This window comes from Sagittula sp., assembly GCF_052825245.1.
This window is the reverse complement of record NZ_JBRBWD010000032.1, coordinates 299337-319101: the sequence shown is the minus strand read 5'-3', so window position 1 is coordinate 319101 and position 19765 is coordinate 299337. Positions and strand designations below refer to the sequence as shown.

At 68.5% G+C, this 19765-nt stretch carries 18 protein-coding genes; 12 read left to right on the top strand and 6 right to left on the bottom strand.

Translation table 11 applies throughout. From position 1 onward, the window contains the following. The first annotated feature begins 121 nt into the window (after positions 1–121). The 3 genes from ACU0DV_RS12500 (at position 122) to ACU0DV_RS12490 (ending at position 5009) form a co-directional block, all read left to right on the top strand. Positions 122–496: a hypothetical protein gene (locus tag ACU0DV_RS12500; RefSeq protein WP_446241524.1), complete on the top strand. Its 375-nt coding sequence runs from the start codon at positions 122–124 to the stop codon at positions 494–496. A 114-nt stretch (positions 497–610) separates the two neighbouring features. Next, complete coding sequence (gene smc, locus ACU0DV_RS12495; RefSeq protein WP_446241523.1) at positions 611–4066, top strand: chromosome segregation protein SMC; 3456 nt, start codon at positions 611–613, stop codon at positions 4064–4066. An 85-nt stretch (positions 4067–4151) separates the two neighbouring features. Next, a complete protein-coding gene (locus ACU0DV_RS12490) occupies positions 4152–5009 on the top strand; it encodes a DMT family transporter (RefSeq protein ID WP_446242560.1) in 858 nt (285 codons plus the stop codon). Here the strand turns inward: ACU0DV_RS12490 and ACU0DV_RS12485 are convergent. Further along, positions 4979–5419, bottom strand: coding sequence for an NUDIX domain-containing protein (locus tag ACU0DV_RS12485; RefSeq protein ID WP_370313731.1), 441 nt, complete (start codon positions 5417–5419; stop codon positions 4979–4981). The genes ACU0DV_RS12490 and ACU0DV_RS12485 overlap by 31 nt on opposite strands. Before the next feature lie 41 nt (positions 5420–5460). Here ACU0DV_RS12485 and ACU0DV_RS12480 point away from each other — a divergent pair, with 41 nt between their 5' ends. Together ACU0DV_RS12480 and ACU0DV_RS12475 are read left to right on the top strand one after the other, a co-directional pair. Continuing rightward, complete coding sequence (locus tag ACU0DV_RS12480; protein WP_446242806.1) at positions 5461–6609, top strand: alpha-D-ribose 1-methylphosphonate 5-triphosphate diphosphatase; 1149 nt, start codon at positions 5461–5463, stop codon at positions 6607–6609. 356 nt (positions 6610–6965) lie between these two features. After that, the gene (locus ACU0DV_RS12475; protein WP_254698390.1) at positions 6966–8399 is read left to right on the top strand and encodes a D-alanyl-D-alanine carboxypeptidase family protein; all 1434 of its coding nucleotides are present in this window, start codon (positions 6966–6968) and stop codon (positions 8397–8399) included. Between the two features lie 305 nt (positions 8400–8704). On the opposite strand, the gene rpsU is transcribed toward ACU0DV_RS12475, so the two are convergent. Beyond that, positions 8705–8911, bottom strand: coding sequence for a 30S ribosomal protein S21 (rpsU, locus tag ACU0DV_RS12470; RefSeq protein ID WP_005614280.1), 207 nt, complete (start codon positions 8909–8911; stop codon positions 8705–8707). Between the two features lie 117 nt (positions 8912–9028). On the opposite strand from rpsU, the gene ACU0DV_RS12465 reads away from it, so the two are divergent. Both ACU0DV_RS12465 and ACU0DV_RS12460 read left to right on the top strand, forming a co-directional pair. Beyond that, positions 9029–9703: a COQ9 family protein gene (locus ACU0DV_RS12465; RefSeq protein WP_100928403.1), complete on the top strand. Its 675-nt coding sequence runs from the start codon at positions 9029–9031 to the stop codon at positions 9701–9703. 66 nt (positions 9704–9769) lie between these two features. After that, positions 9770–10750, top strand: coding sequence for an NAD(P)H-quinone oxidoreductase (locus tag ACU0DV_RS12460; RefSeq protein WP_446242561.1), 981 nt, complete (start codon positions 9770–9772; stop codon positions 10748–10750). Between the two features lie 44 nt (positions 10751–10794). Here the strand turns inward: ACU0DV_RS12460 and ACU0DV_RS12455 are convergent, their stop codons facing one another. Both ACU0DV_RS12455 and hemC read right to left on the bottom strand, forming a co-directional pair. Beyond that, positions 10795–11649, bottom strand: a complete 855-nt coding sequence (locus ACU0DV_RS12455; protein WP_446242562.1) for a DUF2189 domain-containing protein — start codon at positions 11647–11649, stop codon at positions 10795–10797. Positions 11650–11796: 147 nt separating this feature from the next. Beyond that, positions 11797–12741: a hydroxymethylbilane synthase gene (gene hemC / locus ACU0DV_RS12450; RefSeq protein ID WP_446242807.1), complete on the bottom strand. Its 945-nt coding sequence runs from the start codon at positions 12739–12741 to the stop codon at positions 11797–11799. Between the two features lie 91 nt (positions 12742–12832). On the opposite strand from hemC, the gene hemE reads away from it, so the two are divergent. Further along, positions 12833–13861 (top strand): uroporphyrinogen decarboxylase, encoded by a 1029-nt coding sequence (gene hemE, locus ACU0DV_RS12445; protein ID WP_100930888.1) that lies wholly within the window; start codon positions 12833–12835, stop codon positions 13859–13861. Positions 13862–13873: 12 nt separating this feature from the next. On the opposite strand, the gene ACU0DV_RS12440 is transcribed toward hemE, so the two are convergent. After that, positions 13874–14848 (bottom strand): DMT family transporter, encoded by a 975-nt coding sequence (locus ACU0DV_RS12440; RefSeq protein WP_446242563.1) that lies wholly within the window; start codon positions 14846–14848, stop codon positions 13874–13876. A gap of 134 nt (positions 14849–14982) precedes the next feature. Here ACU0DV_RS12440 and ACU0DV_RS12435 point away from each other — a divergent pair, with 134 nt between their 5' ends. Together ACU0DV_RS12435 and ACU0DV_RS12430 are read left to right on the top strand one after the other, a co-directional pair. After that, positions 14983–15921 (top strand): ABC transporter ATP-binding protein, encoded by a 939-nt coding sequence (locus ACU0DV_RS12435; RefSeq protein WP_446242564.1) that lies wholly within the window; start codon positions 14983–14985, stop codon positions 15919–15921. Beyond that, entirely contained in the window at positions 15918–16679 is a 762-nt protein-coding gene (locus ACU0DV_RS12430) for an ABC transporter permease (protein WP_446242565.1), read from the top strand. The genes ACU0DV_RS12435 and ACU0DV_RS12430 overlap by 4 nt, the downstream gene beginning before the upstream one ends. Positions 16680–16725: 46 nt before the next feature. Here the strand turns inward: ACU0DV_RS12430 and ACU0DV_RS12425 are convergent, their stop codons facing one another. Beyond that, a complete protein-coding gene (locus ACU0DV_RS12425) occupies positions 16726–17787 on the bottom strand; it encodes a YeeE/YedE family protein (RefSeq protein WP_370313724.1) in 1062 nt (353 codons plus the stop codon). Positions 17788–18018: 231 nt separating this feature from the next. On the opposite strand from ACU0DV_RS12425, the gene ACU0DV_RS12420 reads away from it, so the two are divergent. Both ACU0DV_RS12420 and ACU0DV_RS12415 read left to right on the top strand, forming a co-directional pair. Beyond that, positions 18019–18459 carry a cupin domain-containing protein gene (locus ACU0DV_RS12420; RefSeq protein ID WP_100928395.1) on the top strand — a complete coding sequence of 147 codons (441 nt, stop codon included), beginning with the start codon at positions 18019–18021 and terminating at the stop codon, positions 18457–18459. Positions 18460–18528: 69 nt separating this feature from the next. Next, positions 18529–19764 carry an MFS transporter gene (locus tag ACU0DV_RS12415; RefSeq protein WP_100928394.1) on the top strand — a complete coding sequence of 412 codons (1236 nt, stop codon included), beginning with the start codon at positions 18529–18531 and terminating at the stop codon, positions 19762–19764. Position 19765: the final 1 nt, after the last annotated feature.

Below are 19765 nucleotides of genomic sequence, written 5' to 3'. Positions count from 1 at the left end.
ATATTGGAATGTAATATACATTCTGAACTTGGAATGTAAAGCCTGAAAGCGCGGATTGTCCGGACGGGTTAACCTAACGGTAAGGAAGGTGAGCGATACTGTAACCATGCGGACGTTACCCGTGGTTTCTCTCATCCTCGGCCTCGCTGCGTGTGACGCGGCGGGGCCGGGGTTCTCCGGGGCGGAGAAGGCGATCCGGGAACAGGACGGCGCGCGTTTCACGCTCCGGCGGCGCGGCGATCTGGTGGAGGCGATTCGCACCAACCCCGAGGTTCTTCCCCAATTCCAGGCCGTGGCGCCCAAGGCGGGCATCGCCGCGCAGCTTTGGACGGGCTGCCGGGCGGAGTGGGTGATGGGCGATCCGGCGATGATGGTCGTGGGCATGGCCTGCGCCGGGCGTACCCCGCCGAAGCTGCCGAAACGCCGTCACACCATGTATTGCGAGCTGTTCGCGGGCATCGGAAACAGCTTTGAAATGGAGTGCCACAAGACCTGACGTAACGTGCTATATCTTGTGGAAAGTTGATCGCAGCCCCGCCATATCGGGCGCCTCCAGATTGACTCTCGGGGGTGGGGACAGGCAGACTGCACGTCTCAGGAGGACCTGCCCGTGCACTTTTCCCGTCTGCGACTCACCGGCTTCAAGAGCTTCGTCGATCCGACCGACCTCATCATCTCGTCCGGGCTGACGGGTGTCGTGGGGCCGAACGGCTGTGGCAAGTCGAACCTGCTGGAGGCGCTGCGCTGGGTGATGGGCGAGACCCGCGCCAAGGCGATGCGCGGCGGCGGCATGGAAGACGTGATCTTTGCCGGGGCCTCGTCCCGGCCTGCCCGCAACTTTGCCGAGGTGGCGCTGACCATCGACAATGGCGACCGGCTGGCGCCCGCCGGGTTCAACGACACCGACCAGCTTGAGGTGGTGCGGCGGATCACGCGCGACGTGGGGTCGGCCTACAAGGTCAATGGCAAGGACACCCGGGCGCGCGACGTGCAGATGCTGTTCGCCGATGCCGCGACCGGGGCGACCTCTCCGGCGCTGGTGCGGCAGGGGCAGATCTCGGAACTGATCAACGCGCGGCCCGCGAACCGGCGGAAGGTGCTGGAGGACGCGGCGGGGATCGGCGGCCTCTACCAGCGGCGCCACGAGGCGGAGCTGAAGCTGAAGAGCACGGAGGCCAACCTGCTGCGCGTCGACGACGTGGTGGAGCAGCTGGCCGGGCAACTGGCGCAGCTTGCGCGGCAGGCCAAGCAGGCGGCGCGCTACCGGGCCATCGGCGAGGAACTGCGCCAGACCGAGGGGATGCTGCTGTATCGCCGCTGGAAAGAAGCGGACCTGACCCGCGCGCAGGCGGAAGAGGCGCTGCGCGCCATGGTCGCCGCGGCCCTTGCCGCAGAGCGCGAGGCGCGCGAGGCGGAGGCCCGGCGCGGGACCGCAGAAGAGGCCCTGCCGCCGCTGCGCGAGGAGGACGCCATCGCCTCTGCCATCCTGCAGCGGTTGCTGGTGCAGCGCGATTCGCTGTCCGATCAGGAGCGGCAGGCAGCGGAGCGGATCGAGACGCTGAAGAAGCGGATTGCCCAGCTCGATCAGGACATGGCCCGCGAGGAGACGCTGAACCGCGATGCCGGCGAGACGATCGAACGGCTGGAGTGGGAAGCGCGCGAACTGGAAAAGGCCGGAGAGGGCCACGACGAAAAGCTGGCGGAGGCGCAGGCGGCGGCGCATGAGGCATCCGACGTGTTGCAGGCGCGCGAGGCCGACCTGTCGCAGATGACGGAGGACGTGGCCCGTCTGGCGGCGCGGCATCAGTCGGCGCAGCGCTACCTTGCCGATTGCCAGCGCACCGTGGCGCGCGGCGAGGCGGAGGCCGAGAAGGCCCATGCTTCGGTCGCGGAGGCGAAGGGCCGGCTGACGTCGGCGCGCGAGGCCGCCGAGACTGCACGCGGCCGCCAGATGGATGCGACCGCCATGGCGGAGCGGGCGGAGACCCTGCTGACCGATTCGGAGACCGCGCGGGCAGAGTGCCAGTCGCGCGAGGCGGAGGCCCGCGGCGAACGGTCCGAGGCGGAGGGCGTGATGAACGCGCTGCGCGCGGAGGTGACGGCGCTGGCGCGCCTGCTGGAGCGGGACACGGCGGAGGGCGGCCAGATCCTCGACCGGCTGCAGGTCCAGCAGGGCTTCGAGAAGGCCCTGGGCGCGGCGCTGGCCGACGACCTGCGCGCCCCGGAAGTGGGCGAGGACGGACCGTCGGGCTGGCTGGTGCTGCCTGCCTACGACGTGACGCAGCCCCTGCCGCCGGGCGTGACCTCTCTGGCGCAGCACGTGTCGGTGCCGGATGTGCTGGAACGGCGGCTGTCGCAGATCGGCCTCGTGGAGGCCGAGGACGGCGCGCGGTTGCAGCAGCTTCTGAAGCCGGGTCAGCGGCTGGTGTCGGTCGAAGGCGACCTTTGGCGCTGGGACGGCTATCGCGCCTGGGCGGAGGATCAGCCCTCTGCCGCGGCGCTGCGGCTGGAACAGCTCAACCGGCTGGAGGCGCTGAAGCAGGAGATGGCGGAAGCCTCGGCCCATCTGGACGGATGCCGGGCGGCGCATGACGCGCTGGTCGCGCGGCTGGCGGAGCTGACCCGCGCCGACAAGGAGGCCCGCGTGGCCCGGCGCGAGGCCGACCAGCAGGTGACGGAGGCGACCCGCGCCCTGTCCCGCGCCGAGGCCGATCGCGACATGGCCGAGGGCAAGCTGGAAAGTGCCGCGCTGGCGGTGAAGCGGTTCGAGGACGAGGCGGGCGCGGCCCGGGCGCAACTGAAGGAAGCGGAGCGCGCGCTGGAGGGGCTCGACGATCTCGACGAGGTGCGCGGGCAGGCCGAGGACGTCAAGATGACGGTGGAGGCGGCGCGGATGACGATGATGGCCCGCCGGTCCGCCGCCGACGAGCTGCGCCGCGAGGGCGAGGCCCGCAAGGGGCGCGCACAGCGGGTGACGCAGGAGCTGTCGGGATGGCGGCACCGGCTTGAGACGGCCACGGTGCGCGCCCGCGAACTGGCGGAGCGGCGCGACGAGACCGAGCAGGAACTTTATGAGGCCGCCGAGGTGCCGGAGGCGCTGTCGGTGCAGCGCGAGGAACTGTCCGAGGGGATCGCCGCCGCCGAGGAGCGGCGCGGCCTGGCGCAAGACCGGCTGGCCGATGCGGAGACCCTGCTGCGCGACGCGGTGACGGCGGAACGCGAGGCGGAGCGCCGTGCCGGCGAGGCGCGCGAGGCCCGCGCCGGGGGCGAGGCCCGGGCAGAAGCGGCGCGCGAGGGCGTGCAGGCCGCGGCGCTGCGCATCGAGGAGGTCATGGAGACCACGCCGCAGGCCCTGCTGGAGGCGCTGGACGCCGACCCGGACGAGATGCCCGATGCGGAGAAGATCGAGATCGAGGTGGCGCGGCTGAAACGCGCGCGCGACGCGCTTGGCGCGGTCAACCTGCGCGCCGAGGAGGACGCCCGCGAGGTCGAGGCGGAGCACGACGGCTTGGTGAAGGAGAAGTCCGACCTGGAGGAGGCGGTGAAGACGCTGCGCACCGGCATCGCCTCGCTCAACCGGGAAGGGCGCGAGCGGCTGCTGACGGCCTTCGAGCAGGTGAACTCCAACTTCTCGATGCTGTTCAAGCACCTGTTCGGCGGCGGCGAGGCGAACCTCGTCATGGTGGAATCGGACGATCCGCTGGAGGCGGGGCTGGAGATCATGTGCCAGCCGCCGGGCAAGAAGCTGTCGACGCTGTCGCTGATGTCGGGGGGCGAGCAGACGCTGACCTGCCTTGCGCTGATCTTTGCGGTGTTCCTGGCCAACCCCTCGCCGATCTGCGTGCTGGACGAGGTGGACGCGCCGCTGGACGACGCCAACGTCACGCGGTTCTGCGACATGCTGGACGAGATGTGCCGCCGCACCGACACGCGGTTCCTGATCATCACCCACCACGCGGTGACGATGGCGCGCATGGACCGGCTGTTCGGCGTGACCATGCAGGAACAGGGCGTGTCGCAGCTTGTCTCCGTCGATCTGAAGCGGGCGGAGAAGCTGGTGGCATGAGGGGTCTCGCCCGGCGTGCGCCGGGCGATCCGCCGGGGCTCTGCCCCGGACCCCGAGGTATTTTCGCCAAGATGAAGGGGGCGGCATGAGGCTCTTTGCATGGGTCGCGGTGGTGATGGTCGCCTTTGCGGCCAATTCCGTGCTGAACCGGGCTGCCGTCGGAGCCGGGCTGATAGAGCCGGTGGCCTTCGGGGTGATCCGCCTGTGGGCCGGGGCCGCGATGCTGACGGTTCTGGCCTTCGCGCTGCGCGGCGGGCTGCGGCTGGGCGGCGCGGGCCGGGTCGCGGGGGTGCTGGGGCTCCTGGCCTATATCTTCGGGTTTTCATGGGCTTACATCGACCTGCCGTCCGGGCTGGGGGCGCTGATCCTGTTCGGCATGGTGCAGGTGACGATGTTCGCGGGCAGCCTTCTGGGCGGGGAGCGGCCGCCGCTTCTGCGCTGGGTCGGGGCGGGGCTGGCGTTTGCCGGGCTCATGTGGCTGGCCTGGCCGTCGGGTGGCGCGTCAGGCGGGCTTTGGGCGGTCATGAGCATGGTGGCCGCGGGCGTGGGCTGGGGCGTCTATTCGCTGGCCGGGCGGAAGGCTGCGGATGCGCTGGGGTCCACGGCGGCGAATTTCGTGATCGCGGCGCCGCTGGCGCTCTTGCTCATGGGGGTCGATCCGGGCCCGATGACCGGGGGTGGGATCGCGCTGGCGGTGCTGTCGGGGGCGGTGACGTCGGGCGTGGGCTACGCGCTCTGGTACGCGGTCCTGCCGCGGCTCGACGGGGCGGTGGCGGCGGTGGCGCAGCTGACGGTGCCGATGATCGCGGCGCTGGGGGGCGTGCTGCTGCTGGGCGAGCCGCTGACGGTGACCTTCCTCATGGCCTCGGCGGTGATCCTGGGCGGTGTGGCGCTGTCGGTCCTTGGGCCGCGCTACTTCGCGAGGAGTTCCAGCGGATCGTAGGTCAGCCCGTCCTGCCAGGGCAGGGTGCGGAGGCTGTCGGGCTTCATGTGCAAGTCAGCGAGTTCGGCGCGCGTGAAGAAGCGCCGGGTGTGGACGATTCCCTCGGGGTCCTGCCAGTCGTCGGTGATCTGGCCCGCGGTCACGGTGCAGCGGAAGAAGACCTCCACCTGGTGAAAGCCGGTGTCGGGGTCGTGGTATTCGTTCACCAGGCAGGGGGCGCCCACGGCGACGGTCAGGCCGGTTTCCTCGTGCACCTCGCGGGCGAGGTTGTCGGGCAGGGAGGCGCCGCATTCGACGCCGCCGCCCGGCGCGCACCAGAGCGTCGAGATCCGGCCCGGCCAGGCGTTCACCAGGAGCAAGCGGTCGTCGTGCATGATGATGGCGCGGCAGGCGAGGCGAGGGGATGTCATGGTGCCTTTTCTATGCGCCCTCTCCCGGCTATGCCAGCGCCATGAGCCTCGGGATGACATGGACGGGCGCGCGCGTGATGACGCCCGCCGGATGGGACAGCGGCGCCGTTTCGATGGCAGGCGGCTTGATCGCCGACGTGCCGGTCGGGCGGCGCGTGGACCTGTCGGGGTACGACGTGCTGCCCGGGATCGTGGACGCCCATGGCGACGGGTTCGAGCGGCACATGGCGCCGCGGCGCGGAGCCCTGCGGGAACGGGACGCGGGCATGGTGGCCGTGGCGGCAGAGCTTGCGGCCTGCGGGATCACCACGGCGATGCTTGCGCAGTTCTGGTCCTGGGAGGGCGGGATGCGCGGGCCGGAGTTCGCGGAGGAGGTCTTTGCCTCCGTGGCGGCGGTGGCGGACACGGTGCCGGTGGACCTGCGGCTGCAGTTGCGGCTCGAGACGCATTATCTGGACAGCTTCGCGCGGGCGGAGGCGGCGGTGGATCGCTGGGGCATCGGCTACGTGGTGATGAACGACCACCTGCCGCACGACCGGCTGGCGGAGGGGCGCAAGCCGCCGCGGCTGACCGGGCAGGCGCTGAAATCGGGCCGCAACCCGGAGGCGCATTTCGCACTGATGATGGGGCTGCACGCGGCGGCGGCGGAGGTGCCTGCGGCCATGGACGGCTTGTGCGCGCGGCTGGCGGCGCGGGGCGTGGCGATGGGCAGCCACGACGACCGGACGGCGGCACAGCGGGCCGGGTGGCGGGCGCGCGGCGTCCGGATCTCGGAATTCCCGGAGACGCTGGAGGCGGCACAGGCGGCGCGCGACGGCGGCGACAAGGTGGTGCTGGGCGCGCCGAACGTGGTGCGGGGCGCCTCGCACGCGGGCAATGTCGCGGCGCAGGAGGTGATCGCCGAAGGGCTGTGCGACGCGCTCGCGTCCGACTATCACTACCCCTCGCCCGCGCGGGCGGCCTGGCGCTGTGTCGAGCTGGGGCTTCTGGACGAGGCGGCGGCGTGGCGGCTGGTCTCCGACGGGCCCGCGCGGTTGCTGGGGCTGGAGGACCGGGGGGCGATCCTGCCGGGCAAGCGGGCCGACCTGCTGGTCATGGAGCGCGAGAGCCGGCGAATCGTGGCGACCGTGGCGGGGGGACAGGTGGCCTGGATGAGCGGTCCGGTGGCGGCGCGGTTCATGGCCGGATGAGTCCCGCGGCGGTCCGGTTGTAGCCCGGTTTCGGTTGCCCCATTTTCGCCACAATCTGCCTTATTCCGGACACAATGGCCTCAATAGTTGGGGTTGTGCGGACAACCCCCAAGATGTTGGTAACACCTGCCCGGAAAATGTGATGCAAATCAATGCACTGCAGGCTTTTCCACAAGCCCTTTCCGTGTTAGCATTTGCTTAACCATGGTGCCCGCAGAATGGTACCAGGACAAACCCCACCGAAACATCGGGGGGAAAGAGGCAGAAAGGCGGAACAGGTGACGGGACGTCGCAGGAAGTGGGGCCGGACAGGCCTCCGTTTACTCACATTCGTTTGGCTGGTGGCTCTGCTGCCGATGGCAGTGAAAGCCGCGCCCTACGCAGCCATGGTCATGGACGCGCGCACCGGCAAGGTGCTGCACGCACAGAACGCGGACACCCGGCTTCACCCGGCGTCGCTGACCAAGATGATGACACTCTATATTGCCTTCGAGGCGGTGCAGAACGGCGAGCTAACGATGGACACGCTCGTCACCGTGTCGAAGAACGCGGCGGCGGAACCGCCGTCGAAGCTGGGCCTGCGCGAGGGGCAGAAGATCAAGTTGCGCTACCTCGTGCGTGCGGCGGCGGTGAAATCGGCGAACGACGCGGCCACCGCGATCGGCGAGGCGGTGGAAGGGTCGGAGGCGGCCTTTGCCCGCCGGATGAACCGCACCGCGCAGGCGATGGGCATGACCCGGACCACGTTCAAGAACGCCCACGGGCTGACGGCGGAGGGGCACCTGTCCACCGCGCGTGACATGTCCATCCTCGGGCGGCACGTGATCTACGACTACCCGGAGTACTACAACCTGTTCTCGCGCGTGACGGCGGATGCGGGCGTGCGCACCGTGTCGCACACCAACCGCCGCCTGCTGCAGAGCTACAAGGGCGCCGACGGCATCAAGACCGGCTACACCCGGGCGGCGGGCTTCAACCTTGTCGCCTCGGCCGAGCGCGGGCAGGAGCGGGTGATCGCCACGGTGTTCGGCGGCCAGTCGACCGCGTCGCGCAACGCCAAGGTGGCGGAGCTGCTGGACCTCGGTTTCCGCGAATCGCCGAGCCGCGTGGCCTTTGCCGCACCCGGCAAGCCGCCCTACCTGGGCCGTGGCGCGGGGACTGCGGGCATCGTGGTCGCCAATACCTCCGATCCGGCACCGGGCACGCGGGCGAAGTCGATCCGCGTGGCCAGCGCCGCCGTTTCGCGCAGCCTGCGTCCGCTGGCGCGGGCGGGATCTGTGGCCCCGGCGGTGCCCGCGGGCGAGGTCGCGCCGCTGGTTGCGCAGCTCGAGGACGAGATCGAGACGGTGCTGAAGGAAGTGCAGGCCACGTCGTCCGCCGCCGCCGCGGCGCCGGTCGGGTCCGCCGTGGTCGCGGCCTCGGCCGTGGCGCCGTCTGCCTCGGCCAAGCCGATCCGCAGGCCGCAGGGCGTGACGCTGGCCAGCGCCGCGCTGCGCGACACGCCGACGCCCGCGCGCGAGGCGGAGGTCGTCACGCGGCTGTCCACCAACGACGCGCGCCACTGGGGCATCAACGTCGGCCGCTTCCCGAGCCGCTACGCGGCCGAGAAGATCCTGCTGAAGACCGCCCTGGCGGAGACCGCGACGCTGGACGGATCGCTGCGCAAGGTGGTGCAGGGCAACCGCGGGTTCGACGCGAACTTCATGGGGCTGACGCGGGACACCGCCGAGCTGGCCTGCAAGCGGCTGCAGGCGCGGCAGGTGAACTGCTTCATGATCGGGCCGAGCTGAGCTTTCGGGCGGGGCGGCGGACGCCCGGCCCTCCGCTGACATGCCATACTGGGCCGGCTTCGTGCCGGCCCTTTGCCTTTGCGGGACAGGAAAAGGGGCTCCGCCCCTCGGCCTGCGGCCTCACCCCGAGGTATTTCTTGCCAAGATGAAGGAGGAGGGCCTTTGGGGGGTGCGGCAGGTGTGGGCTTGCCGGCCTGTGGCTGGGGCCAGATCAAGGTGGATGGCGGCGTGAGGACATGAAAAACCCCCGAAGGCGGGTGCCCCGGGGGTCGATCGTTTGTTCAGTGCCGAAGAACGGCTGAGCCTCAGAGGAGACCTTCGCGCTGGGCCTTTTTACGAGCCAGCTTGCGGGCGCGGCGGATAGCCTCGGCCTTTTCACGGGCCTTCTTCTCGGACGGCTTCTCGAAATGCTGCTTGAGCTTCATTTCGCGGAACACGCCTTCGCGCTGCAGCTTTTTCTTCAGGGCGCGGAGCGCCTGATCGACATTGTTGTCACGAACACTGACCTGCATGTGGTTTTCACCACCTTTCTAAGTCTGGAGTTGCAAGGAAGTTTTGCAGGAAGTGGCCCTATAGCAAGGGGCGGACTATTTGTCTACCCTGATGCGCGATGCAAGAGGAGAGGTCCCATGCCCGATACCGCTGACCGGTTGCTGGATGCAGCCCTGACACACGTGCCCTTCGACGGCTGGTCGGAGACCACGTTCCGCGCGGCGGTGCAGGATGCGGAGGTCGACCGCACGGTAGCGCGGGCGCTGTTCCCGCGCGGCGCCGTGGACCTGGCCGCGGCCTATCACCGGCGGGGCGACGCGCTGATGCTGGAGAGGATCGAGGCGGCCGACATGGAAGGCATGCGGTTCCGCGACAAGGTGGCCTTTGCCGTGCGGGCGCGGATCGAGGCGGCGGAGGACCGGGAGGCGGTGCGGCGGGGCACCACGCTCTTTGCGCTGCCGATGTATGCCGCCGAGGGCGCGAAGCTGATCTGGGGCACGGCGGATGCGATCTGGCGGGCGTTGGGCGACACCTCGGAGGACGTGAACTGGTACACCAAGCGGGCGACGCTGTCGGGGGTCTATTCCTCGACCGTGCTGTTCTGGCTGGGCGACGATTCGCCGGGGCACGAGGCGACATGGGCCTTCCTCGACCGGCGGATCGAGGACGTGATGCGGATCGAGAAGATGAAGGCGGGCGTGCGGGACAGCAAGGTGCTGAGCGCGCTGGCCGCCGGTCCGGCGCGGATCCTCGACATGGTGAAGGCACCGAAGCGCGACGATTTGCCGGGGGGCTGGACCACCCGCGGCTGATCCCGGGGTGTTGCCCGGGGCCGGTGCGCTGATAGCGTTGCCGGACGAGACAACAGGGAGGGCCCCATGGCCGACATGCGCGCGATCGAGATAACCGAGGCCGGGGGGCCGGAGGTGCTGAAGCCCTGCACGCGGCCCGTGCCGGAACCGAAGGCCGGGCAGGTCGTCCTGAAGGTGGCCTATGCCGGGGTGAACCGCCCCGACGCGCTGCAGCGTGCGGGCAGCTACGCGCCGCCGCCGGGGGCGTCCGACCTGCCGGGGCTCGAGGCCTCGGGCGAGGTGGTGGCCGTCGGGGCGGGCGTGGACTGGCCCGCGGTGGGCGACAAGGTCTGCGCGCTGCTGCCCGGGGGCGGTTACGCGGAATACGTGGCGACGCCCGCCGCGCATTGCCTGCCGGTGCCGGAGGGCATGGGCATGAAGGAGGCCGCCTGCCTGCCGGAGACCTTCTACACGGTCTGGTCCAACGTCTTCATGCGTGGCGGCCTGCAGGCGGGGGAGCGGTTCCTGATCCACGGCGGGTCGTCCGGGATCGGCACGACCGCGATCCAGCTGGCGAAGCATTTCGGGGCGCGGGTCTTTGCCACCGCCGGGTCGGCGGAGAAATGCGCCGCCTGCGAGGCGCTGGGGGCAGAGCGGGCGATCAACTACCGCGACGAGGATTTCGTCAAGGTCATGAAGGACGAGGGTGGCGCGAACCTGATCCTCGACATGGTGGGCGGCGACTACATCCCGCGCAACGTGAAGACGCTGGCGGAGGACGGGCGGCTGGTGCAGATCGCCTTTCTGCAGGGGCCGCAGGTGGAGCTGAACTTCGCCATGGTCATGGTGAAGCGGCTGACGATCACCGGCAGCACGCTGCGTCCGCAGAGCGACCTTGCCAAGGCGCGCATCGCGGATGAGCTGAAGGCGAAGGTCTGGCCGCTTCTGGATGCGGGCAAGATCGCGCCGGTCATGGATTCGGAGTTCGCCCTGGACGACGCCGCGCAGGCGCATGCGCGGATGGAAAGCTCGGGCCACATCGGGAAGATCGTGCTGAAGGTCGGCTGAGCCGGCGGGTGGGGGGGGGCGGGACGTCCCGGCCCCTGCCGCCTTCAGTGGATTGCGCGCCGGTAGAGGTGCCACGTGGCGTGGCCCAGCACCGGCAGCACCACCACGAGGCCGATCAGCATCGGCAGGCTGCCGAGGATCAGCCCGGCGGCGATCACCGCGCCCCATGTCAGCACCACCTTCGGATTCTCGCGCGTGACCTGGATCGAGGTGGAGACCGCGACGGGCAGGCCCACGGGCCGGTCGATCAGCAGCGGGAAGGACACCAGCGATATGGCGAGCACCGCGAGCGCGATGGCGAACCCGAGGCCGCAGCCCACGACGATCATCGTCCAGCCCGCGGCCGTGCCGAAGACCTGATCCGCGAAGGCGGAGAGGGAGGCGGGGGCATCGCCGAGCAGGGCGCTGTGCAGGCCCGCGGCGATCAGCATCCAGCCGATGAACAGCGCGCAGAGGTAGAGGCCCAGCATCACCACCGCACTGAAACGCGGGCGCTGGACCACCTTGAGCGCGGCGAAAAGGCCGGTGTCCTCGCCGCGTTCGCGGCGGCGGCTGATCTCGTAGACGCCGACGGCGGCGACCGGGCCGAGGATGGCAAACCCGGCCATCAGCGGGAAGATCAGCGGGATCAGGTTGCGGTCGAACCCTATGGCCATCAGCACCAGACCGATCACCGGGTAGATGAGGACGAGGAACATCACGTCGGTCCGGCAGGCCTTGAAATCCGCCCATCCGGCGCGGAGGGCGTCGCCGATGTCCCCCATGTGCAGCCTGCGCGTTCGGGGGGCTGCGAGATGGGCGATGCCGCCCATGCGGCGCGAACTTTCGACCGCGTGGTGCGAGGCGCGTCCGAAGGCGCCGGCGAGCCAGCTTGCGGGATTTCCGATAGTTTGGGTCATGTAGATCTCCTCCCGGCGTGGCGCCCGCCGGTGGAAGAGGTCGATCTTTGCGCCGGCCTCGACCGCGGGCGCTTCCGATGCCAGCGTAACACGGAAGCGGGGCCCGGCATATCACCTCTGTGCGAGAGGCGCGCGGTCAGAGGGGCATCAATGCCAGTCGAAGAAGCCTTCGCCGGCGCGGGACAGGAGGTCGTCGGCGAGGGCCCGGCCGAGGGCCGCGCCGTCGGCCACCGGGCCGCTGATCTCGCCTGCGTGGGAGATCGAGCCGTCCGGTTTCAGGATCTCGCCCCGGAGCCTCAGGTTCTCGCCGTCGAGTTCGGCCAGCCCGGCAATCGGCGTCTCGCACGAACCGTCGAGCTGGGCGAGGAAGGCGCGTTCCGCCGCAAGCCGCAGGCCGGTGTCGTGGTCGTGGATTGCGGCCAGCATCTCTTGCGTGGTGGGATCGTCGATGCGGCGTTCGATGCCGATGGCGCCTTGGGCTATGGCGGGCAGCATGTCCTCTTCGGCGATGGGGAACATCGGCACGCCGGGGATCTTCATCCGGTTCAGACCGGCGCAGGCGAGGAAGGTGGCCGTGGCCACGCCGTCCGAGAGCTTCTTCAGCCGGGTCTGGAGGTTGCCGCGGAACTCCACCACGCTCAGGTCGGGGCGGCGATGCAAAAGCTGCGCGCGGCGGCGGAGCGAGGAAGACCCCACGACGGCCCCCACCGGCAGATCGTGGATCGAGCCGTGGTCGTGACAGATGAAGGCGTCGCGCGGGTCCTCGCGCGGGAGGTAGCAATCGAGGACAAGGCCTTCGGGCTGTTCCGTCGGCATGTCCTTCATCGAGTGCACGGCGATGTCGATGCGGCCCGCGATCAGCGCCTCTTCGATTTCCTTGGTGAAGAGGCCCTTGTTGCCGATCTCCTTCAGCGGCCGGTCCGCGGCGATCATCGCGCGGTCGTCGCCGGTCGTCTTGATGATGCAGATCTCGAAGGCTTCCTCGGGCAGCGAGAAGGTGGCCATCAGCCGTTCACGGGTCTCGAAGGCCTGCGCCAGCGCCAGCGGAGAGCCGCGGGTGCCGATCTTGAGCGGGGAGTTGGGCGTGGGCATCGTCATGGCCCAGAGCTTTATGCGGCAGGCTGACCGCTGGCAACCACCCGCGTTTTGCCCTAAGTGCGGCAAAACACCGATGGGAGCCAACATGACCAAGACCCTGCTGCGCGCGCTTGCCGGAGAGACGCTTCCGACCCCGCCGATCTGGATGATGCGGCAGGCGGGACGTTACCTGCCGGAGTACAAGGCCACACGGGCCGAGGCGGGGGACTTCCTGTCGTTGTGCTACAACCCGGAGCTGGCCGCCGAGGTGACGCTGCAGCCGATCCGGCGCTACGGTTTCGACGCGGCGATCCTGTTCGCCGACATCCTGCTGCTGCCGCAGGCGCTGGGAGCGGACCTGTGGTTCGTCACGGGCGAGGGGCCGCGGCTGTCGACGATCACCCGGGATGCGGATTTCGACAAGCTGGGCCGTGGCGAGATGATCCACGACACGCTGTCGCCGGTGTACGAGACGGTGAAGATCCTGCGCAGGACCCTGCCCGAGGAAGTCACGCTGATCGGCTTTGCCGGGGCGCCCTGGACGGTCGCGACCTACATGATCGCCGGGCGCGGCACCCCCGATCAGGGCCCGGCGCATGCGCTGAAGGCCGAGAACCGCGCGCTGTTCGAGAAGATCATCGACCGGCTGACCGAGGGCACCATCGACTACCTGACGGAGCAGGTGAAGGCCGGGGCCGAGGTGGTGAAGATCTTCGACAGCTGGGCCGGGTCGCTGCAGGGCGAGGACTTCGACCGCTATGCGCTGGAACCTGCGAAGATCATCACGCAGGAACTGAAGTCGCGCTTTCCCGGTCTGCCGGTCATCGCCTTCCCGCGTCAGGCGGGCGACAGGTACATCGACTTCCACGCCGCAACGGGCGCCGACTGCGTCGCCATCGACGACAGCGTGACGCCGGAGTGGGCGGCAGAGCATGTCCAGCCCCACGGCTGCGTGCAGGGCAACCTGGCCAACACGCATCTCGTCACCGGCGGCGACGCGCTGGTCGAGGAGACGAAGCGCGTGGTGCGGGCGTTCTCGAAGGGGCCGCACATCTTCAACCTCGGCCACGGGATCACGCCGGACGCCGATCCGGAGAACGTGCAGATCATGATCGACGCGGTGCGCAGCGCCTGAGCGGGTCCACCGTCAGCGGCGGCCCCAGCGCGACCGGCGGCCGGGCAGTGGCCGGTTGCGCGCCTGTTCGCGCAGGAAGACGAAGATGCCCGCCCCGATGATCAGCGCGCAGCCGATCCAGGTGGCGATTTCCGGCCATTCGCCGAAGATCGTCCAGCCCCAGAAGATCGCCATCGGCAGGCCGATGTATTCGAAGGGCGCGATGATCGCCGCGTCGGCCAGCCGGTAGGCCGAGCTGAGGCAGTATCCCACCACGCCCGAACACAGGCCAAGGCCGATGAACACAGGCCAGTCCTCGGGCGTGGGCCATGTCCATGCGCGCAGGAGGAAGATCAGGCTTTCGTTGCTGACGCCTTCCGCGAACCGCCCGTCGCCCGCGATCAGGAAAAACGCGGTGGAGACCAGCAGGAAGGCGCCCTGCGTGTAGACCGCCATGGCGGAGGCGGCCGTCGTCGCGCCCAGCTTGCGGGTCAGCACCTGCATCAGCGCATAGAACAGCGCGGCTGCCACGGGCAGGAGCATCACGATCCGCGAGACCTGCGCATCGGTGTTCCACGGCTGTTGCATCACCAGCACGCCGAGGAATCCGACGATCACCGCGCCGAGCCGGAGCGGCCCGACCTTTTCGCCGAGAATCGGGATCGACAGGAGGGTGATGAACAGCGGCGCCACGAAGAAGAGCGCGGTCGCCTGGCCCAGCGGCAGCACGGCCACCGCGGCGTAGAAGGTCATGTTCGCCACGACCACGAGGAAGCCGCGCAGGGCGTGGATGCCCGGTGTCCTGCTGCGGAGGAGCCCGAGCCCGCCTTCCCAGAACACGAAGCCGAAGGTGAAGCAAAGCCCGATGGCGGAGCGGGTGAAGACCATCTGGTGCAGCGGGTATCCGCCCGACAACCACTTGATGAGCAAGTCATTTACCGAGATCGCCAGCACGCCGAGGCAGATGAGCACTATTCCGAGGGCGGGGTTGTCGAGGCGGTCTTTCATGCCCTGCCCATACGGCAGGGGGCTGCCCCCGTCCTGTCAGAAAGCGACATGAATAGGCAGTATGCGCGTTTGCACAATTGCAATCCGAACCGGCGAGTTTAGGTTCCGCTTGCGTAAATGGAGGGGCTCTGACCATGGCCATGGTAGAAATTGACGGCGTGAAGAAGCGCTATGAGGGCGGGTTCGAGGCCCTGAAAGGGGTCGACCTGACCATCGAGGAAGGCGAGATCCTCGCGCTGCTCGGGCCGAACGGGGCGGGCAAGACCACCCTGATCTCGGCCATCTGCGGCATCACCATTCCGACCGAGGGCACGATCCGCATCGGCGGGCACGACGTGGTCACCGAATACCGCGCGGCGCGGAGCCTTGTGGGGCTGGTGCCGCAGGAAATCAACCTCGAACCGTTCGAGAAGGTCATCAACACCGTGCGTTTCTCGCGCGGGCTGTTCGGGCTGAAACACGACGAGGCGCTGCTCGAGGACATCCTCAGGAAGCTGTCGCTCTGGGACAAGCGCGACTCGGCGGTGAAGGAACTGTCGGGCGGCATGAAGCGCCGGGTGCTGATCGCCAAGGCGCTGAGCCACGAACCGCGCGTGCTGTTCCTCGACGAGCCGACCGCCGGTGTCGACGTGGAACTGCGGCGCGACATGTGGGAGGTGGTGGCCGACCTCAAGCGGCAGGGCGTCACCATCATCCTGACCACCCACTACATCGAGGAGGCGGAGGCCATCGCCGACCGCGTGGGCGTCATCAACAAGGGCCGGATCCTGTTGGTGGAGGACAAGGACGCGCTGATGGTCCGCATGGGCCAGAAGGAGCTGCGCATCGAACTGGGCGAGCCGCTGTCCGCCATCCCCCCGGCGCTGTCGGACTTCGGCCTGACGCTGGCGGAGGACGGCACGTGGCTGGTCTACCAGTACGATTCCAACGCCGAACGGACAGGGATCGGGCGGCTCATGTCTGCCATATCCTCTGAGGGGCTGGTGGTGCGCGACGTGGCGACCGCGCAGAACTCGCTCGAAGACATCTTCGTCGGCCTCGTGCAAGACGAGCAGAAGGAGGACGCGGCATGAACTACCGCGCAGTCGCATCCATCTACCGGTTCGAGATGGCGCGGTTCTTCCGCACGCTGTTCCAGAGCTTCATCTCTCCGGTCATTTCCACGTCGCTCTACTTCGTGGTCTTCGGCGCGGCCATCGGGTCGCGCATCGACGAGGTGGAGGGCGTGTCCTACGGCGCCTTCATCGTGCCGGGTCTCATCATGCTGTCGGTGATGACGCAGGCGCTGTCGAACGCGTCCTTCGGGATCTACTTTCCGAAGTTCATCGGCACGATCTACGAACTGCTGTCCGCCCCGGTGAACTTCCTCGAGGTGGTGGCGGGCTATGTCGGCGCGGCGGCCACCAAGGCGCTGTTCATCGGCGTGGTGATCCTTGCCACCTCGGCGCTGTTCGTGGACCTGACGATCCTGCACCCCTTCGCGATGCTGATGTTCATGATCCTGACCTGCGTGAGCTTCGCGCTGTTTGGCTTCATCATCGGCATCTGGGCGAAGAACTTCGAACAGTTGCAGCTTGTGCCGCTGCTGGTCGTGACGCCGTTGGTGTTCCTTGGCGGGTCTTTCTACTCGATCTCCATGCTGCCGCCGATCTGGCAGAAGATCACGCTGTTCAACCCGGTGGTCTACCTGATCTCGGGCTTCCGGTGGTCGTTCTTCGGCACGGCGGATGTGCCCATCGGCCTGTCGCTGCTGGCGATCGGCGGGTTCCTGTTCCTGTGCCTGGCGGTGATCTGGCTGATCTTCCGGACCGGCTGGCGGATCCGGAACTGAGACTGCGCGGGCGGCCTTCGGGTCGCCCGCAGCTTCTTGCGGCGGGTCAGACGTGTGCGGGCTGGCCGCGGCCGCCGAGGATGACGTCCATGCTCATCCCGCCGATCCACATGCAGAACAGCGCCAGCCAGGCGGTTCCGGCAAAGATCGAGCCGCCGGAGACGCCCGCGCCGATGGCGCAGCCGCCGGCCAGCATCCCGCCGAAGCCCATCATCACCGCGCCGATCATGGCGTTGCGCATGGGGGTCGAGCCTTCGAACCCTTGGAACTTCAGCTCCTTCGCCAGAAGGGCCGACAGGAACGACCCCAGCACGACGCCCGGCACCAGACCCACGTCGAATTCGAGCACCGAGGTGCGGTCGAGGAAGAACATCAGCGTGTTGGCCGAGGGGCCGGTGAAGGTCAGGCTTTCGATCTGGACCGGCTCGAACGCGGATTGCGAAAGCATGTAGGTCAGCCCGTAGCCCACCGCCGCCGCAAAGCCCACGCCGGAGGCGAAGACCAGCCGTGAAAACCCGATGCGGTTGCGGCGGCTCAGTTCCAGCGCGACGAGCGCGATGGCGAGGCCGATCACAAGCCCGGCCTCACGCGGCAGGTGCAGGGCGGTCAGCAGGTCCATGTTGCGCCCGCCGGAGGTGATCCAGATCGCGGCGATGCGGTCGCGGATCGGGGCGAGCCAGCCGGTCAGGCTCATCTGTGCGGTGACGGCGAAGATCAGCCCCGACACGACGGAGCGCAGGTTGCCGGTCGCCGCCAGCACCAGAAGGCGGCCCGAGCAGCCGCGCGCCAGCACCATGCCCGCGCCGAAGATCAGTCCGCCGACGATGGCGCCCGACCAGCTTCCCGGGACGGCCATCATGCGTGCCTCGGTCGTGTCGAGCAGGCCCAGAAGCTGTGCGCCCTGAACCCAGACGAGCGCCGTGGAGAAGGTCAGCAGCCAGACCGCGACCTTGTCCTGCATCATGCCGCGGGCGAATTCGACCGTCGCGGCGCGCAGGCAGAAGCGGGAGCGTTGCGCCGCGATGCCGAAGATCACGCCGGTCACCAGCCCGAAGAGCGCGGCGGTCGGGGATTCTCCGATCCGGTCGATCAGCGGAACGATGTCCATGGGCTTCCCTCCTGCGGTGTGACGCTGGCCGGGGTTCTGCCGGAGAATCGGAAAAGGTGACTTGATGCAGATCATTAAATTCAATTTTCCGCATGAATGGCCGGTCACGGCGCGGTTTTTTGCCCGTCACAGCGCCATGTGCGACATGCGCGTCGTTTTCCGGGCAGAGGTGGAGGTGTCTGAAATGCAATGGGCGGATCCAGAGACACGCTTTGCCGGGAGGCGCCCGCGATGAACGAGACCGTCCAGTTCGACCTGACCGCCGCGACGATGGCGGCCGTGGCCATGTCCGCGCTTCCGGTAGTGGCCAATGCCGACCACGCGCCGCTGGAAGGCGGCGAGGACCCGGCGTTTGGCACGGTGCGCTGGAAGACCCTGTTCGACGGCGACAAGACCGCGACCTCCTCCATGGTGCTGGGCGTGGCAGAGTTCGGCCCGCAGGGCACTTTGCTGCCGCACCGACATGCCCCGGCCGAGATTTACTTCGGCCTGTCGGGCACGGGCATCGTCACCATCGACGGCGTCGCGCACGAGATCGCGCCGGGCGTGGCGCTCTACATCCCGTCGGACGTGGAGCATGGCACGGTGGCCGGGTCGGAGGGGCTGCGCTTCCTTTACGTCTTCCCGCGCGACCGCTTTGCCGAGGTGGAGTACCGCTTCTCCGTGGCGTGACTTTTTCACCGGGCTGTGCGTTTTCGCACGAAAAGCGGACTCGCCAAAGTGTTTGCCCGGGCGTAAAGCATGCTCATGACACCTATTCCGCTCTCCGAGGCACGTTCGCTGCCGATCTGGCGCCGGCCCATCACCCTGCTGTTCCTGATGTCGATTGCCATGCCGCTGTCGTTCGCGACGTGGTCGGCGCTGCTCAACAACTTCGTCATCGAGGTGGCGCAGTTCGACGGGGCGGACATCGGCTGGCTGCACACCGTGCGCGAGATCCCCGGCTTCCTTGCCATCGGGGTGATCCTCGTGATCATCGTGATGCGCGAACAGGTGCTGGCGCTGGTGTCGCTGGCGCTGCTGGCGGTGGCCACGGCGGTCACGGCGTGGTTCCCGACGATGGGCGGGCTGCTGTTCATCACGCTGATGTCGTCCATCGGCTTCCACTACTACGAGACGGTGAACCAGTCGCTGCAGCTTCAGTGGCTGAGGAAGGACCGCGCGCCGCAGATCCTGGGCTGGCTGATCGCCGCCGGATCGGGCGCGACACTGGTGGCCTACGGGTTGATCGTGCTGACCTGGGACCGGCTTGGCCTCAGCTATGATACGGTGTTCATGGCCTCGGGCGGCCTGACGCTGGTGATCGTGATCTACTGCGCCATCGCCTTTCCGCAGTTCGAGAGCCCGAACCCCCAGGTGAAGAAGTTCATCCTGCGCAAGCGGTACTGGCTGTACTACGCGTTGCAGTTCATGTCGGGCGCGCGGCGGCAGATCTTCGTGGTCTTCGCGGGCTTCATGATGGTCGAGCGTTTCGGCTTTGACGTGCACGAGGTGACGGCGCTGTACCTCATCAACCTCGTCGCCAACATGGTGATCGGGCCTGTCTTCGGGCGCGCCGTCTTCAGGTTTGGCGAACGCAACACGCTGGTCTTCGAGTACATCGGCCTGACGCTGGTGTTCACGCTGTATGGCGGGATCTACTGGTTCGGCTGGGGTGTGGTGCTGGCGGCGGTGCTGTATGTCGTCGATCACCTGTTCTTTGCCATGGCGCTGGCGCTGAAGACCTACTTCCAGAAGATCGCCGACCCGGGCGACATCGCGCCCACGGCGGCGGTGGCCTTCACCATCAACCACATCGCGGCCGTCTTCCTGCCGGCGCTACTGGGCTACCTCTGGCTGACTTCGCCGGGGGCGGTGTTCGGGCTGGCGTCCTGCATGGCGATGACCTCGCTGGGGCTGGCGCTGCTTATCCCGCGCCACCCCGCGCCGGGGAACGAGACCCGGTTCAGCGCATTGGCCCCCGCTCCGGCAGAGTGAT